Annotated in this window: 13 protein-coding genes; 5 read left to right on the top strand and 8 right to left on the bottom strand. The window is 74.2% G+C overall.

From position 1 onward, the window contains the following. Nucleotides 1–449: 449 nt before the first annotated feature. The 5 genes from ACFVYI_RS37030 to ACFVYI_RS37010 all read right to left on the bottom strand — a co-directional run bounded on the left by ACFVYI_RS37030 (nt 450) and on the right by ACFVYI_RS37010 (nt 5,988). The gene (locus tag ACFVYI_RS37030) at nt 450–1,760 is read right to left on the bottom strand and encodes a DUF58 domain-containing protein (RefSeq protein ID WP_387893792.1); all 1,311 of its coding nucleotides are present in this window, start codon (nt 1,758–1,760) and stop codon (nt 450–452) included. A 37-nt stretch (nt 1,761–1,797) separates the two neighbouring features. Next, the gene (locus ACFVYI_RS37025) at nt 1,798–2,718 is read right to left on the bottom strand and encodes an AAA family ATPase (protein ID WP_387893798.1); all 921 of its coding nucleotides are present in this window, start codon (nt 2,716–2,718) and stop codon (nt 1,798–1,800) included. Between the two features lie 128 nt (nt 2,719–2,846). Then, complete coding sequence (locus tag ACFVYI_RS37020; protein WP_387893790.1) at nt 2,847–4,118, bottom strand: DUF4350 domain-containing protein; 1,272 nt, start codon at nt 4,116–4,118, stop codon at nt 2,847–2,849. Continuing rightward, the gene (locus ACFVYI_RS37015) at nt 4,115–4,786 is read right to left on the bottom strand and encodes a DUF4129 domain-containing protein (protein WP_387893788.1); all 672 of its coding nucleotides are present in this window, start codon (nt 4,784–4,786) and stop codon (nt 4,115–4,117) included. The genes ACFVYI_RS37020 and ACFVYI_RS37015 overlap by 4 nt, the downstream gene beginning before the upstream one ends. A gap of 5 nt (nt 4,787–4,791) precedes the next feature. Next, nucleotides 4,792–5,988: a hypothetical protein gene (locus tag ACFVYI_RS37010; RefSeq protein ID WP_387893786.1), complete on the bottom strand. Its 1,197-nt coding sequence runs from the start codon at nt 5,986–5,988 to the stop codon at nt 4,792–4,794. A 309-nt stretch (nt 5,989–6,297) separates the two neighbouring features. On the opposite strand from ACFVYI_RS37010, the gene mtrA reads away from it, so the two are divergent. The 3 genes from mtrA to ACFVYI_RS36995 are packed head-to-tail and all read left to right on the top strand — an operon-like array spanning nt 6,298 to nt 10,985. Beyond that, nucleotides 6,298–6,975 (top strand): MtrAB system response regulator MtrA, encoded by a 678-nt coding sequence (gene mtrA, locus ACFVYI_RS37005; protein ID WP_030061806.1) that lies wholly within the window; start codon nt 6,298–6,300, stop codon nt 6,973–6,975. Between the two features lies 1 nt (nt 6,976). Then, nucleotides 6,977–9,127, top strand: a complete 2,151-nt coding sequence (gene mtrB, locus ACFVYI_RS37000; protein WP_387893784.1) for an MtrAB system histidine kinase MtrB — start codon at nt 6,977–6,979, stop codon at nt 9,125–9,127. Then, nucleotides 9,105–10,985 (top strand): LpqB family beta-propeller domain-containing protein, encoded by a 1,881-nt coding sequence (locus tag ACFVYI_RS36995; protein ID WP_387893782.1) that lies wholly within the window; start codon nt 9,105–9,107, stop codon nt 10,983–10,985. The genes mtrB and ACFVYI_RS36995 overlap by 23 nt, the downstream gene beginning before the upstream one ends. A 70-nt stretch (nt 10,986–11,055) precedes the next feature. Here ACFVYI_RS36995 and ACFVYI_RS36990 read toward each other — a convergent pair whose 3' ends face one another. Then, entirely contained in the window at nt 11,056–11,817 is a 762-nt protein-coding gene (locus ACFVYI_RS36990; RefSeq protein WP_387893780.1) for a ComF family protein, read from the bottom strand. 369 nt (nt 11,818–12,186) lie between these two features. Here ACFVYI_RS36990 and hpf point away from each other — a divergent pair, with 369 nt between their 5' ends. Together hpf and ACFVYI_RS36980 are read left to right on the top strand one after the other, a co-directional pair. Next, nucleotides 12,187–12,879 (top strand): ribosome hibernation-promoting factor, HPF/YfiA family, encoded by a 693-nt coding sequence (gene hpf / locus ACFVYI_RS36985; RefSeq protein WP_387893778.1) that lies wholly within the window; start codon nt 12,187–12,189, stop codon nt 12,877–12,879. Nucleotides 12,880–13,104: 225 nt separating this feature from the next. Further along, entirely contained in the window at nt 13,105–13,863 is a 759-nt protein-coding gene (locus tag ACFVYI_RS36980; RefSeq protein WP_387893776.1) for a response regulator, read from the top strand. Between the two features lie 25 nt (nt 13,864–13,888). Here the strand turns inward: ACFVYI_RS36980 and ACFVYI_RS36975 are convergent, their stop codons facing one another. Together ACFVYI_RS36975 and ACFVYI_RS36970 are read right to left on the bottom strand one after the other, a co-directional pair. Next, nucleotides 13,889–15,070: a winged helix-turn-helix domain-containing protein gene (locus ACFVYI_RS36975; protein WP_387893773.1), complete on the bottom strand. Its 1,182-nt coding sequence runs from the start codon at nt 15,068–15,070 to the stop codon at nt 13,889–13,891. A gap of 93 nt (nt 15,071–15,163) precedes the next feature. Then, on the bottom strand, nt 15,164–15,742 hold the full coding sequence (locus tag ACFVYI_RS36970) for a GNAT family N-acetyltransferase (RefSeq protein ID WP_387893771.1): 579 nt from the start codon (nt 15,740–15,742) through the stop codon (nt 15,164–15,166). Nucleotides 15,743–15,961 lie beyond the last annotated feature (219 nt).

Raw genomic sequence — 15,961 nt, 5'->3', positions numbered from 1 at the left:
GGGACCCTGTGGGAGAGTAGGACGCCGCCGAACAATCATTGTGAAGAACCCCCACCCGATTCCGGGTGGGGGTTCTTTGCGTTTCCGGGACAGGTGGGAAATACCTCCCAGGGCGGGTTTCCTGGGACTGTTGCCCCGCGTGGGTGGCCGGCCGCGGGCGGGTCACCCAGCCCCGGGTCACCCGGACAGCTGGGTCTGCGAGGCCCTCACAGCCCGCAGGCGAGCCCAGGGAAGGCCCACCGTCAGAAGGCCCAAGCCGGGGAGCGCAGCCGCCGGACGGACCACGACGGCGCTCCGACGGGCCGCCACGGCACCGCCCGAGCACGGCAACAGCCGCGGCCACGAAGACCCGTCACCGGGCGACCGCCAGGCTACGACTGAGCCCCTGCCACGGACCCGTGACAGGGGCTCAGTCGTACGTCAGGGCCCCGCGTGGGCCCCGGTGGTGCTCAGAGGCGGCCGGCGGCCTTGAGCGCGAGATAGGCGTCGGCGAGGGCCGGGGCCACCGCGGTCGGCGGGGCGTCGAGCACGGTCACGCCGTGGCGGGTGAGCCGGTCCGCGGTGAGCCGGCGGTCGGCGCGGGTCTGCTCGGCGGCGGCCGCGCCGTACACGGCCTCGACGGTGCCGCGGGCGGTGGCCAGTTCGTCCAGGTGAGGGTCGGAGACGGAGGCCAGGACGACTTCGTGGCGCTTGGTCAGGAGCGGGAGCAGCGGCAGCAGGCCGTCCTCGACGGGGGCCGCGTCGAGCCCCGTGAGCAGGACGATCAGGGAGCGGTGCGGCGCCATCTTGAGTGCGGTGGCGACCAGTGAGCGCATGTCGGTCTCGTAGAGGGCGGGTTCCAGGCCGGCCATCGCGTTGGTGAAGGCCGGCAGGATCTCGCTGGGGGAGCGGCCGGCCACCGAGACGCGCTTGCGCAGGTCGTGGGCGAGCAGGTCGACCCGGTCGCCCGCCTTGGTGGCGAGTGCGGTGAGCAGCAGCGCGGCGTCGAGCGAGGCGTCCAGGCGGGGGGCGTCGCCGACCCGGCCGGCGGAGGTGCGGCCGGTGTCGAGGAGGATCAGGATGTGCCGGTCGCGCTCGGGGCGCCAGGTGCGGACGGCGACGGTGTTCCGGCGGGCGCTGGCACGCCAGTCGATGGAGCGGATGTCGTCGCCGGGCAGGTACTCGCGCAGCGAGTCGAACTCGGTGCCCTGGCCCCGGGTCAGGACGGAGGTGCGGCCGTCGAGTTCGCGCAGCCGGGCGAGCCGGGACGGCAGGTGCTTGCGGCTGTTGAACGGGGGCAGGGCGCGGACCGTCCACGGGACGAGGTGCGAGCCCTGACGTCCGGCGAGGCCGAGCGGGCCGATGGAACGGATCGTCACCTTGTGGGCGTGGTGGTCGCCGCGCCGGGTCGGGGTGAGCACGGTGGTGGCGCGTCGCCGCTCGCCGCCGGGGATGCGCAGGCTGTGCCGGGACGCGGCGATCTCGGTGCCGCGTCGCCAGGCGGACGGCGCCCAGGCGTCGCGGACGAGGCCTCGGAGCGGGCGGCCGGACGGGTTGGTGACGGTCAGTTCGACGGAGGCGGGCTCGCCGAGCCGGACGGTGGTGTCGCCGCCCCGGCTGATCCGCAGGCTGCGGACGGGGGCGGCGAGCACCAGGTCGACGACGACCGCGAGCAGGACCGTGCCGGTGACGGCGGCGATCCCGCTCAAGGACGGCAGGAGCAGGCCCACGACGAGCGCGCCGAGTGCGGCGAGCAGGGCGGTTCGCCCGGTGAGGGCCATGCGGTGCGCTCCTTCGTGAACGGGGCGGGGCGGGCGGTCAGCGGGGCGCGGGCGTCTGGGCCAGGACGGCCTGGATGACGGAGTCGGCGGTGACGCCCTCCATCTCGGCCTCGGCGCGCAGCGCGACGCGGTGCCGCAGGGTCGGCAGGGCGAGGGCCTTGACGTCGTCGGGGGTGACGTAGTCGCGGCCGGCCAGCCAGGCCCAGGCGCGGGAGGCGCCGAGCAGGGCGGTGGCGCCGCGCGGGGAGACGCCGATGGAGAGCGACGGGGACTGCCGGGTGGCCCGGCAGAGGTCGACGATGTAGGCGAGCACCTCGGGGGCGACGGTGAGCTTGGCGATCTGCGCGCGGGCGGCGGCGATGTGCTCGGGGCCGGCGACCGGGCGGACGCCCGCCGCGGCGAGGTTGCGCGGGTCGAAGCCGGAGGCGTGCCTGGCGAGGACCTGGAACTCCTGGTCGCGGTCGGGCAGCGGCAGGATCAGCTTGAGCAGGAAGCGGTCGAGCTGGGCCTCGGGCAGCGGGTAGGTGCCCTCGTACTCGACCGGGTTCTGGGTGGCGGCGACCAGGAACGGGGCCGGCAGCGCACGGGGCTCGCCGTCGACGGTGACCTGGTGCTCCTCCATGGCCTCCAGCAGCGCGGCCTGGGTCTTCGGCGGCGTGCGGTTGATCTCGTCGGCGAGCAGCAGGTTGGTGAAGACCGGGCCGGGCTGGAAGGAGAACTCGGCGGTGCGGGCGTCGTAGACCAGGGAGCCGGTGACATCGCCGGGCATCAGGTCGGGGGTGAACTGGATCCGCTTGGTGTCCAGGCTGAGCGCGGTGGAGAGGGTGCGGATCAACAGGGTCTTGGCGACGCCGGGGACGCCCTCCAGCAGCACGTGGCCGCCGCAGAGCAGGGCGACGACCAGCCCGGTGACGGCGGCGTCCTGGCCGACCACGGCCTTGGCGATCTCGGCGCGCAGGGCGGTGAGCGCCTGGCGCGGGTCGTCGGCGGCCCCGGGGGTGCCGGGGGTGCCGGGAGCGCCGGGAGCGCCGTGGGTGGCGGTCGCCGTGCCGGGGGTGGAGACGGGGGTGGCGGTGGCCTGCTCGGTCACGGCTTCCGTACCTGCCTTTCGAGGGTGTCGAGGTCGTCGGCGAGCCGCAGCAGCGCGGCGTCGTCGGCCGGGGGCGGGCCGTACAGGAGGGCCCGTGCGTCTCCGGCGGGTCGGTCGGGGAGGCGGTCGACGACGGCCGCGCAGAGCGCGGTGGGGTCGGGTGCGCCGGCGGCGGTGGGCGGGACGCCCAGGGTGGGTGCGAGGCGGTGCGCGGCGGCGCGGCGCAGGGCGTCGGCGGCGCGGCCCCGGGCCTTGGCGCGGCGGTAGAGGCGGGCGCGGCCCTCGGTGGTCTCGGCGGCGCGGACCACGACGGGCAGGTTCTCGCTGATGACCGGGCCGAGCCGGCGGGCGCGCCAGAGCGCGGTGAGCAGCGTGGCGATGCCGAGCTGGTAGGCGGCCCAGCGCCAGCCGTCGGGGATGAAGTCGGTGAACTGCTTGTCGCCGCCGCCGTCGCGGACCGGGGCGGCGTAGTCGGGCAGGTGCCAGGTGAGGCGCGGCTGCGAGCCGAGCAGGCCGAGCGCCAGGGAGGCGTTGCCGTCCTTCTTCATCAGCTCGTTGCTGAGGAAGTCGCCGCTGCCGAGGACGACGACCTCGGTTCCCTTGCCGGTCTGCACGACGACCAGCGGGTAGCCGTGGCCGCGCGGGTAGCAGCCCTCGCCGCGGCTGCCGGTGGTGTAGAGCAGGCCGCCGAGGTGGGCGGTGCCGGCCCGGACGGCCTCGGTGAGCGCGCACTGGGCGGCGGTGCTGCGGACGGCGGCGTAGGGGGCGCCGCCGCCCTCCTCGGAGGGGCGGACACCGGGGGCGAGGGCGCTGAGCGCTGCGGGGCCGGGGGAGATCAGGACCAGTCGGCCGTGCCGGGCGGCGGCGAGGGCGCGCAACTGGTCGGCGCCGAGCAGGTCGGGCTCGGGGACGACGAGGGTGTCGTTGCCGGCGGGGCGGGCGGGGAGGTCGGCGGTGACGTCGACCTGGAGGCCCTCGCGCTGGAGCAGCGCGACGACGGCGTGGGAGCCGGAGGCGTCGTAGGAGCGCGGGTCGAGCGGGGGGTAGCGGCGCTCCTGGTTGAGGCCGGCCAGGGCGGCGGAGGCGAGCAGCAGGAGTGCGGCGGTCAGCAGGTACCAGCGCGAGCGGCGCCAGAGGCCGCGGCCGGTGGGTGCGAGGCTGCTGGTGCCGGGAGCGGTCCGCGGCGGTGCGTCGGGCGTGAGCGGCACCGAGGGCGCGGGCCCGCCGGGGGCCGGCGGCGCGGCCGGGCCGGGGGTGGTGCTGGTCATGCCGTTCCTCCCGCGGCCGCGGCGAACGCCGGGCGGGCGCGTTCCAGGGTCTGGTCGAGGTCGCGCAGCAGCTGGTACGCGGCCCGGTCGGCGGTGCGGTCGCCGTAGGCGATGTCGTCGAAGGTGCGGGCCGCCGCGGTGAGGGCGGCGGCGTGCGCGGGCAGGGCCCGGCCGGCTTCGGCGGCGGCCTCGTCGGCGGTGCGGCCGGGGCGGGTGTCGAGCAGGGTGCGCTCCTCCAGGGCCCGGACGACGGCGCGCATCTGCTCGCGGACGGCCTCGGACCACTGGCCGGCCGCGGCGTGCCGCTCGGCGTCGGCCCGGTACTGGTCGGCGCTGCGCGGTCCGGCGCCGCCGAAGACGTCGAGCACGGTGCGGGCGGCCCGCTTCGGTGCGCCGAACCGCCACCAGAGGGCGGCGGCGATCAGGACGGCGACCACCAGGAAGAGGATCAGACCGGTGGTGCCGCTGGTGCCGTCGCCGGCGATGGTGGCGAGCGCGTCGTCGATCCGGTCCATGACCCAGTCGTAGACCCGCTGCTGGAGGCTCGGGTCGTGCCGGTGGTAGTCCGCGTTGAGCAGCTCGTCGCGGGCGGCGTCACGGGCCGGGTCACGTGGCACGGTGACCGGAGCGCCGCTCGCCGCCAGCGCTTTCTCCCCCCAGTTCGGCATCCGGTTCAGAGCCTCGCCGGGTTCGGGCCGGTCTGGTCGCCCCAGCCGGCGCCGCCGTACTCGGGCAGGCCCGCGGCGCGGGCGAGCTCGATGTCCAGGGCCTCGCGCCGGATCCGCTGGTCGACGTAGAGCAGCACGCCGATGGTGGCGGTGAACGGGATGGTGATGGTGGAGGCGATCACGCCGGCGATCGCCGTGGTGATCAGCACGGCGGTGGGCAGGGTGGCCGGGTCACCGGCGTCGACCTGGCCGACGAGGTCGTCGAAGCCCAGGACCAGGCCGGCGATCGTGAACGGCACGCTGATGATCCCGGCGACGATGCCGGCCAGCACCTGGCTGAGGAGGTTGATGCCGAACAGCCGCCACCAGGAGCCGCGGACCAGCCGGCGCGAGCGGGAGAGCGCCGTGATGACGCCCTGCTTCTCCAGCATCAGGGCGGGGGCGGCCAGGCTGAGCTGGATCCAGATCCAGATCGCGACCGGGATGCTGAGCAGGCCGACGACGAAGAGCAGGGCCGCGATGACGGGTTCGTCCGCGCCGGCCAGCAGGTAGCCGATCATCGGGGCGAAGCCGAGCAGCACCACGCCGGCGCCGATCAGGCCGGTCAGCAGGGTGAGGCCGGTCAGCTGGAGCATCCGGGGGCGCGCGCCCCGCCAGGCGTCCCGGACGGTGGCGGACTGCCCGAGGATGGCGCGGCTGACCACCATGGTCAGCAGGGCGGCGGCGACGACGCTGAGCAGCATGGTCACCGGCAGGCTCACCAGGGCCGAGAGCACCGGGGTGAGGTCGCCGGTGTCACCGTTCACGGCCAGCTGGGTGCCGGTGACGGCGGCCTGCTCGATGACGGCGACGCCGAGCGAGAGGCCCAGCGTGGTGCGCCAGTGCTTGCGGATGGTGGAGACGGCTCCGTCGAGGATCTCGCCGAGGCCGAGCGGGCGCAGCGGGATGACGCCGGGCTTGGGGCTGGTCGGCACGCCCCAGCCGTACTGGCCGTGCGGCCCCTGCGGGCCCTGGCCGCCGTACGCGGGGCCGCCCTGCTGGGGGCCGCCGTGGCCGGTGCCCCAGGCGGGGGGCGCGGCGGGGGCGGCGTGGGGTGGTACCGACTGCCCGGGCACGGCGGCGGACGTGTCGGCCGGGGGCCGGGTGTCGTCGCGGGGCGGCTCGGACGAGCTGGGCGAGGCCCAGCCCGGAGTGTCGGTCATCACTGCTCCTCGGAGGGGCGTCAGGGTTCGCGGGGCCGGGTGGATCTTCACCCGCGCGCAGCGCCCATCGTGCCATGGTGGCCGGACGGCCCCCAGGGGTATCCGGTTGCTGAACGGCAACAGGAGCCCGCGGGGCGGTCGGCACGTGGCCCGGACGTGGCCCGCAGGTGGCCCGGGGGGTGCCCGGGGCGGTTCGGTCCACGTCATTCGTCCGGTATGGCCTGAATTTGCCGGGTCGCCACTTGGCCGTTCTGGCGCAATGGGACTGCTGTGCGGCAGGTCACAATCCGGTAATGAGAAGATGGACGCATGAAGGGACGCGTCCTCGTCGTTGATGACGACTCCGCACTGGCCGAGATGCTCGGCATTGTGCTGCGTGGTGAAGGTTTTGAGCCGTTTTTCGTCGCGGATGGGGACAAGGCGCTAGCCGCGTTCCGGGAGACCAAGCCCGATCTGGTCCTGCTGGACCTGATGCTGCCCGGACGGGACGGCATCGACGTCTGCCGGCAGATCCGGGCCGAGTCCGGCATCCCGATCGTCATGCTGACCGCGAAGACCGACACGGTCGACGTCGTGGTGGGCCTGGAGTCGGGGGCCGATGACTATGTCACCAAGCCGTTCAAGCCCAAGGAGCTGGTGGCCCGAGTACGAGCCCGACTGCGCCGCGCCGAGGAGCCGACTCCCGAGCAGCTGACCATCGGCGATCTGGTGATCGACGTGGCCGGCCACTCCGTGAAGCGGGACGGCCGGGGCATCCCGCTGACCCCGCTGGAGTTCGACCTGCTCGTCGCGCTGGCCCGCAAGCCCTGGCAGGTGTTCACCCGCGAGGTGCTGCTGGAGCAGGTCTGGGGCTACCGCCACGCGGCGGACACCCGACTGGTGAACGTCCACGTCCAGCGGCTCCGGTCCAAGATCGAGAAGGACCCGGAGCGCCCCGAGATCGTGGTGACCGTTCGTGGCGTCGGCTACAAGGCCGGGCCCAGCTGACGTGACGTACCAGGCTGACGACACCCCGTCGGAGTCCGCGACCGACGGGGGCTCCGCGGTGCGCGGGGACGTGCTGAGTTCCACCACGCGCAGCCGCCGCCGACGCGGGCCCGCCGCGCTGCTCACGCCCGTGATCCGTCAGCTGCGCCGGCCCCTGCGCCGGCTGTCGGCGCTCTACCACCGCTCCATCCAGCTGCGGGTGGTCGCGGCCACCCTGATGCTCTCCGTCGTGGTGGTGCTGGTCCTGGGCGTGGTGGTGGTGGCCCAGGTGCGCAACGGGCTGCTGGAGACCAAGCAGGACTCGGCGCGCAGCCAGGCCCGGGCCGGCTTCCAGACCGAGCTGAAGAAGATCGACGAGGCGAAGGACCTGCGGCTCAAGGTCGGCGCGGCAGCCGACCAGACCGTCGAGGACACCGGCACCTGGCTGCTCGGGCAGGTCGGCGACCTCGCGGCCAGCGGGCAGAACGTCTACTCGGTGATCGCCATGGTGCGCGACGGCAAGACCGTCCTGCCGGAGACCGCCGGCCTCGGGCCGCGCTACACCGGTGACATCTCGCCGATCAGCATCCCCGACACCCTGCGGGCCAAGGTCTCGGCGGAGCCCGGCCAGATCTTCGACCAGCCGACGCTGATCCACCGGTCCGTCGACAGCGGTGGACACACCGAGCCCGGCCTGGCCATCGGCATGCAGTTCACCGGCCCCAACAACATCTCCTACGAGCTGTACTACGTCTTCTCCTTCGGCCAGGAGACCGACACCCTCGGCCTGGTCACCGGGACGCTCGCCACCGCCGGCGTCTTCGTGGTGATCCTGATGGGCGGGATCGCCTGGCTGGTCGTGCGCCAGGTGGTCACCCCGGTCCGGATGGCCGCCGGGATCTCGGAGCGGCTGGCCGCCGGCCACCTGGAAGAGCGGATGAAGGTCACCGGGACGGACGACATCGCCCGGCTCGGCGAGTCCTTCAACCGGATGGCCAACGCGCTGCAGGCGCAGATCCGCCAGCTGGAGGAGCTCTCCCGGGTGCAGCGGCGGTTCGTCTCGGACGTCTCGCACGAGCTGCGCACTCCGCTGACCACCGTCCGGATGGCCGCGGACCTGATCTACGACAGCCGCGAGGACCTGGACCCGATGGCGGCCCGCTCGGCCGAGCTGCTCCAGGGCCAGCTGGACCGCTTCGAGTCGCTGCTCGCCGACCTGCTGGAGATCAGCCGGTTCGACGCCGGCGCCGCGATCCTGGACGCCGAGCCGGTCGACCTGCGCGAGATCGTCACCCGGGTGGTGGAGGCCGCCGACCCGCTGGCCCAGGCCAAGGGCAGCGCCGTGGTGATCCGCGGCGACGGCGAGCCGGTGCTGGCGGAGGTCGACTCCCGCCGGATCGAGCGCATCCTGCGCAACCTCGTGGTCAACGCGCTGGAGCACGGTGAGGGCCGGGACGTCGTGGTCCGGCTGGGCTCGGCGGACGGCGCCGTCGCGGTCGGCGTGCGCGACTACGGCATCGGACTCAAGCCCGGCGAGGCGTCCCGGGTCTTCCACCGCTTCTGGCGGGCCGACCCGTCCCGGGTGCGGACCACCGGCGGTACCGGCCTGGGCCTGTCCATCGCCGTCGAGGACGCGCACCTGCACGGCGGCTGGCTGCAGGCCTGGGGCGAACCCGGCGGCGGCTCGCACTTCCGGCTCACCCTGCCGCGCACCCGCGGCGGCGAGATCAGCCGGGCACCGTTCCGGCTGGAGCCGGAGGACTCGCGCAACAACCGGGGCCTCGGCCCCAGCGGGGCGCCGTACCGGCGGGCGATGCGTCCGGGCGGTGCCACCGCGCTGACCGCCACCGAGGAGCCGGCCGTCCCGGAGACCCCGGAGGGCTCCGGCGACGGCGGGTTCGGCAGCGGCCTCGGCGGCGTGCTGAGCATCGGCCCGGGGCTGGGCACCCGCCGACTGCCCGCGGGGCCGCGGACCGACCCCTCGGACGTGCGGGCCGTGGGCGCCGGGTACGGTGCCACCGGAGCCCAGGTCATGGTGGACCCGACGCCCGGGTGGCCCTCGGTGGCCCAGCGGACGGCGGAACCGGGAGCGGCGGGGACGGCGGAGGCCGTGCACGGCACGGCCGGGACGGACACGGAGGGGTCGCAGCGTGCGAAGGACCAGCAGGACTGAGCCGCGGCTGGCCGCGGTGGCCGGCGTGGTGCTGGGCACCCTGCTGGCCGGCGGCTGCGCGGCCATGCCGGACTCCGGCGGCGTCAGCAAGGTCGAGCTGGCACAGGACGCGGTGGACAAGAACCTGCAGGTCAGGGTCTTTCCGATGGCGCCCCCCAAGGGCGCCAAGCCGCGCGATCTGCTGGCCGGCTTCCTGGACGCCGTGACCGCCGACGAGAGCTACGACACCGCCCGGATGTACCTCACGGACGAGGCGGCGGCGAAGTGGAAGCCGGACGCGCGCATCCAGGTGCTCTCCGCCACCCCCTCGCTGTCCACCCAGACCTTGGCCGAGGCCGACACCTCGTTCGCCGCCCCGGTGTCCGGCAAGGTCGTCGCCGAGGTGGACGCCAAGCACTCGTACACCTTCCTGGACGGGCAGAAGGACGTCGACTTCCAGTTCTCGTTCGTCCGGGAGAAGAAGAGCGGCGAGTGGCGGATCGACGCGCTGCCCGACGGCGTGCTCATGAACGAGACCAACTTCCGTCTCAGCTACCGCCAGGTGGACCGCTTCTTCTACGCGGCCGACGACCCGTCCGCGCCCGGCAGCTCGACGGTCGGCAGCCCGGAGGTCCTGATCGCCGACCCGATCTACCTGCGGCGCCGAATAGACCCGGTGGCCTCGGCCGCCAAGGCCGTGGTCGCCGGTCCGTCCGACTGGCTGGCGCCGGTGGCCCGGACCGCCTTCCCGCCCGGCACCGCGGTCGAGCGGGTGAGCCTCGACGAGGCCCGCGCCGCCCACGTGGTGCTCTCCGGCGTCGACCTCGGCGGCGCGATGCTCTGCAAGCGGATGGCCGCCCAGCTCTTCTACACCCTCGCCGACCAGGGCAAGGGGCAGGTGGACAAGCTGGACCTGAAGGGCCCCCGCAACACCGGCTGCCAGGCGACCCGCGGCGACCTGTCCAGGACCGGCCCCGGCGCGCTGGCCGGAGCGGACTCCCAGAAGCAGTTCTTCCAGCGGGCCGACAACGGCGTCCTGGTCGAGGCCCAGGAGACGGGTGACGGCACCCCGGTGCGCGGCCCGCTCGGCAAGCCGCAGCCGAACGGCAAGGAGCCGCTCGGCACGATCGCGGTGGCGCGCGACGGCGAGCGGGCGGCGGCGATCGGCGGGAAGGGCCACCAGCTCTACACGGTGGCGCTGTCGGACGGCGCGCAGGCCATGCCCGAGGCGGTGCTCACCACCCCGGTCCGGTCGGGCCAGAAGGAGGAGGACGGCCTGACCTCGCCCAGCTGGGACGGCCACGGCGACCTCTGGGTGGTGGACCGCGATCCGCAGAACCGCCGGGTGGTGATGGTGCGGGGCAACCTGCCCCCGCTCACGGTTCCGGTCGACGGCCCCGACGGGCAGGTCCTGCAGGACCTCAAGATCTCCTCGGACGGCGTCCGGATCGCCCTGGTGTTCCGGGACCAGCGCGGGGCGCAGTCGCTCTGGCTCGGCCTGGTGGTGCACGACGGCACCAAGGACGCGCCCATCGCGCGGATCACCGGGTTGCGCCGCGTCGCCCCGGCGGTCACCGAGATCGCCTCGGTGTCCTGGGCGGAGGCCGACCAGCTGCTGGTGCTGGGCAAGGAGAAGGGCCGCCTGCAGCAGCTGCACTACATCAGCACGGACGGCTCGCAGAGCAGTGAGGCCCCGTCCCAGGGCGGTGAGGGGATGGCCTCGGCCGAGGCGGCGGAGTCGCGTGTCGACACCATGAACCAGGCGCCGCCGGTGCTCGCCCGGCAGGCCGCCGACGGCAAGATCTACCGGCTGGTCAACAGCCAGTGGCGGGAGCTCGTCCTGAACTTCCGGGCGTCCTCCTTCATCTATCCGGGCTGAGTCGCCCGGCCCGCGGGCCGCGGCCCCGTTCGGGCGGCCGGGCCACGTGGTCCGGGCCGGCCGGTCCGGGCTACCAGGGGCGGGGCCCGCTCGCGCGGTGGCCGGGCGGGCCGCCGGGCCGGTGCGGGACGGCGGCCGCGACGGTGGCGGCCGCCTTCGGCGGGAGCCCGGCGCGGGCCAGCGCCCGGGCGGCCTCGGCGAGACTGGCGCCGGTGGTCACCAGGTCGTCCACCAGGACCGGCTGACGGCCGGTCAGCCGGCAGTCCGCCCGCGGCAGGACGGTGAGCGCGCCGTGCAGGTTGCGCCGCCGCTCGGCGGCGCTGAGACCGGCCTGGTCCGCGACCGGCCGGGTGTGCCGCAGCAGGGCGGCGGCCCGGGCGTCCACCCCGGCCCGGCGCAGTGACCGGGCGGCGGCGCCGGCCAGCCGCAGCGTCGGATCGTGCCCGCGGGCCCGGACGGCGGAGCGGGCGGAGGGCATCGGCACCAGCAGCAGTGGCGCCAGCCCGGCCCGCGGCCCGAGCGAGGAGCGCACGGCCCGGGCGAGTGCTTCGCCGAGCGGCCCGGCCAGTCGCAGCGCGCCGCGCTCCTTGTGGGCGAGCAGCAGCTGTCGGACCGGGTCGGCGTACGGGGCGGCGGCGTGCACCCAGGGCAGCGCCGTGGGGCCGGGCCGGGCGGTGGCCAGGGCGCAGCGGCAGGCCGGGCAGAGCTGGGTGCGGTCGGCACCGCAGCCGGCGCAGCGGGCCGGCAGCAGCACCTCCAGCAGCCCGGCCAGTGCGTGGCCGAACGGCCCTTGGGCGGTCTGCGGGCGGGTGGGGACGGGAGTGGGCGGCACGGCTGCTCCTGGCGGCGGCAGGCACGGAGAGTGAGCACAGGATGCGCCGTACGGGGGGTGTTGTCCAGGTATTTACTCATGCTTCACTCGCAGGAGGGTAGACAGGGTGCAACAGCTTGACTGCCAGCCCACGGCATCGGGTCACACCCGTATTCCCGCTTGGGGAGGCGAAAACCCCGTGTGAGGTGTTCGATGAGGCTCCAGGGGGTTTCAACCGTCCCTGGTGGGGAGGAAGTGAGGTGAGGGCCAGTCGTTTCCGTCGCTCGCGGCGGAGGCGGAGGGCTAGCAGTGGATTGGCTGGTCCGGCTGGGTCTCAGCCCGATCCGGTAGCACCCGGATCGGCGTCAGCACGAGGGATCGGAGTTCTGCGTGGACATCGTCGTCAAGGGCCGCAAGACCGAGGTGCCCAAGAGGTTCCGCGAGCACGTGGCCGAGAAGCTGGAGAAGGTCCAGAAGTTCGACGGCAAGGTGATCAGCCTCGACGTCGAGGTGTCCAAGGAGCACAACCCGCGTCAGGCCGACCGGTCCGAGCGGGTGGAGATCACTCTCCGTACCCGCGGTCCGGTGATCCGGGCCGAGGCCGCCGCCGGTGACCCGTACGCGGCGCTCGACCTGGCTTCGGCGAAGCTCGACGCGCAGCTGCGCAAGTCCGCAGACCGGCGCCGGGTGCACAAGGGCGGCAACGGTCGCACCCCCATCAGCGTCGCCGAGGCGACCGCGGCCCTGGCCGCGCTGCCCGACACGACGCAGCCGGAGGGCGAGACCAACGGGGCCGTCCGCAAGACCATGATGGGATCCCTGGAAGTGGAGGGCGAAGGCCCGCTGGTGGTCCGGGAGAAGACCCACCCGGCCGCCCCCATGGCGCTGGACCAGGCGCTCTACGAGATGGAACTGGTCGGCCACGACTTCTACCTGTTCGTGGAGAAGGACAGCGGCCTGCCGAGCGTCGTCTACCGCCGGCACGGTTACAACTACGGCGTCATCCACCTGAAGGCCGACGGATCGGCCGGGCCGGGTGGCGGTGCCGGCGGCGCGATCGGTGGAGCCGACGACGAGGACTGATCGTCCGAGCAGTGTGGGAGTGGTGACCCCGGCGGCCGTGGCCGCCGGGGTCACCGGCGTTCCGGGCCGACCGCGGGGCCGCTGCGGGCCGGTCCGGCCTGGTCCGGGCAGGTCCGGGCCCCGGGGGGTCACCCGATGCGGGGCAATCGGCGTCGGAGGGTGACCGGAGGGCGTCCGGGGCGTGGAATGATTGGCGAACGACGACCGGCGACGGGGGAGGAGCGGATGGGGGATCACTTCGGGCTGGGGCCCGGTGCGGGGCCGGTCGGGGGGGTGGCGCGGGGGTCGGGGGAGGACCTCGACTACGCCCCGCGCCGGAGGGAGCCGATCCGCGTCCTGGTGGTGGACGACCACGCGCTGTTCCGCCGCGGCCTGGAGATCGTGCTCGCCGAGGAGGAGGACATCACGGTCGTCGGCGAGGCGGGGGACGGCGCGGAGGCCGTGCTGAAGGCCGCCGACCTGCTGCCCGACATCATTCTGATGGATGTTCGGATGCCCCGCCGCAGCGGGATCGAGGCGTGCACGGCGATCAAGGACGTGGCGCCCAGCACCAAGATCATCATGCTGACGATAAGCGACGAGGAAGCCGACCTCTACGAGGCGATCAAGGCGGGGGCCACCGGCTACCTGCTCAAGGAGATCTCCACCGACGAGGTCGCCACCGCGATCCGGGCGGTCGCCGACGGGCAGTCGCAGATCAGCCCGTCGATGGCCTCCAAGCTGCTCACCGAGTTCAAGGCGATGATCCAGCGCCGCTCCGACGACCGGGACCTGGTGCCCGCACCCCGGTTGACCGACCGGGAGTTGGAGGTGCTGAAGCTGGTGGCCACCGGGATGAACAACCGGGAGATCGCCAAGGAGCTGTTCATCAGCGAGAACACCGTGAAGAACCACGTGCGCAACATCCTGGAGAAGCTCCAGCTGCACTCCCGGATGGAGGCCGTGGTCTACGCGATGCGGGAGAAGATCCTCGAAATAGGGTGACGGAGCCCGCGGTCCGCCCGGCGGCTCAGTCGGCCAGCAGCCTCTCCAGTGCCGGGCGCAGCGCCTCGTCGTCCAGCGCCTCCACGCGGACGCCGTCGCAGCCCACCCAGGCGGCCGCCTCGCGCAGGGCGGTGGCCAGCGCCTCGACGTGCCGCGCGGAGTCCAGCGAGACCTGGCGGGCCACCAACGTCCTTCCCTCCCGGGCCGGATCGACCCGGCCCACCAACCGACCGCCGGCCAGCAGCGGCATCGCGAAGTAGCCGTGCACCCGCTTGTGCTTGGGGGTGTAGGCCTCCAGCCGGTGCGTCATGCCGAAGATCCGCTCGGTGCGCGGGCGGTCCCAGATCAGCGAGTCGAACGGGGAGAGCAGCGTGGTGCGGTGCCGGCCGCGCGGCGCGGCGGCGAGTGCGGCCGGATCGGCCCAGGCCGCGGCGGGGGCGCCGGCCGGGCCCCAGCCGGCGACCTCCACCGGGACCAGGCCGGAGTCGGCGAGCACCGGGTCCAACTGCTCGGCCTTCAGCCGGTGGTAGTCCAGCAGGTCGGCCCGGGTGGCCACGCCGAGTGCGGCGCCGGCCTGCGCGACCAGGGTGCGCAGGCAGTCCTCGTCGGTCGGCTCCGGCTCGAACAGCTCGGCGGGGACGGCCTGTTCGGCCAGTGCGTAGACCCGCTTCCAGCTCCGGCGCTCGGTGCAGACCACGTCGCCGAAGGCCAGGGCGCGTTCCACCGCGATCTTGGTGTCGGACCAGTCCCACCAGTCGGCCGTCTTCTTGGCGCCGCCCAGCCCGGTCGAGGTGAGCGGCCCCTCGTCGCGCAGCTTGGCCAGCACGGACCGGTAGGTGGCGGCGTCCACCTGCATGCCCCAGACGTGGGCGCGCTCGCGGTAGCGGCGGCGGCGGAACGCGAAGAGCGGCCACTCCTCGATCGGCAGGATGCAGGCCGCGTGCGACCAGTACTCGAAGCTCGCCCCGGCACCCCAGTAGGCCGCTTCGACGGCGGGCCGGCCGACGGCGCCGAGCCGCGCGTACGGGACCAGCTCGTGCGAGCGGGCCAGCACCGAGATGGTGTCGAGCTGGACGGCGCCGAGGTGGCGCAGCACCCCGCGCACGCCGCCCCGGCGGTCCGGTGCGCCGAGCAGGCCCTGCGCGCGCAGGGCGATGCGGCGGGCCTCGTCGGCGCCGAGGGTCGTGGCGGGAGTCATGACGGTCATGTCGGCGAGGGTAGAGGGCGGCACCGACAACGCCCCTCCCGGAGCCGCGGCAGTGGCTCCGGGAGGGGCGGTCGGTCGGTGCGGCGGGGGCGGTCAGTCGGCGAGGTCGGTGGCGAGGTCGGTGGCGAGCAGCCCGGCGACCCAGGAGTCGCGGAACTCGCCGCGCTGCTCGGCGTACGAGCGCAGGGTGCCCTCGAAGCGGAAGCCGACCTTCTCGGCGACCGCGCGGGAGCCCTCGTTGCCCACGTAGGCGACCCACTCCAGCCGGCGCAGGCCCAGCTCGGTGAGCCCGTGGCGGGCGACCGCGCGGGCGGCCTCGACGGTGAATCCGCGGCCGCGGTGCTCCCTGGTGGCCCACCAGCCGATCTCGGCGCAACCCGGCCGGCCGGGGGTGCGGACCAGCCCCTGGGTCCCGACCAGGGCCCCGCCGGCGCGCTCGACCACGCACCAGACGAGGGCGTCGCCGGTGCGCCGGCCGTTGGCGGCCAGGTCGTTGACGAAGTACTCCGCGTCCTTGCGCAGGTACGGGCTGGGGACGACCGTCCAGCGCTGGATCTCCTCGTCCTGGCAGGCTTCGAAGATCGCGTCCAGGTCGGACTCCTGCGGCGGCCGCAGCAGCAGGCGTTCGGTGACGAGGGTGCCGGGGGCGGGGGGCTCGGGATGCTCTGCCATGAGCGGATTATTCCGTGCAGAAAGGAAACCGGGCATCCCAATATCCCCCTCGACCGGCCAACTACCCGGACGGCTGACCGTTTTGCCCCGGTGAACGGTGCTATCGGGCAGGTGCCCACAGGGGTGACACGGGAATAGCGTGCTGACGCACCTCCCGGGGCGTTGGACTCCTCGCATACGATGGCCCGTGCGGTGGGGTAAACCCGTCGTGCAGTCGTC

The sequence above is a fragment of the Kitasatospora sp. NPDC058218 genome, assembly GCF_042882445.1.
Lineage (GTDB): Bacteria > Actinomycetota > Actinomycetes > Streptomycetales > Streptomycetaceae > Kitasatospora.
The sequence above is the reverse complement of the archived record's forward strand: the minus strand, read 5'-3'. Positions and strand labels throughout refer to the sequence as shown.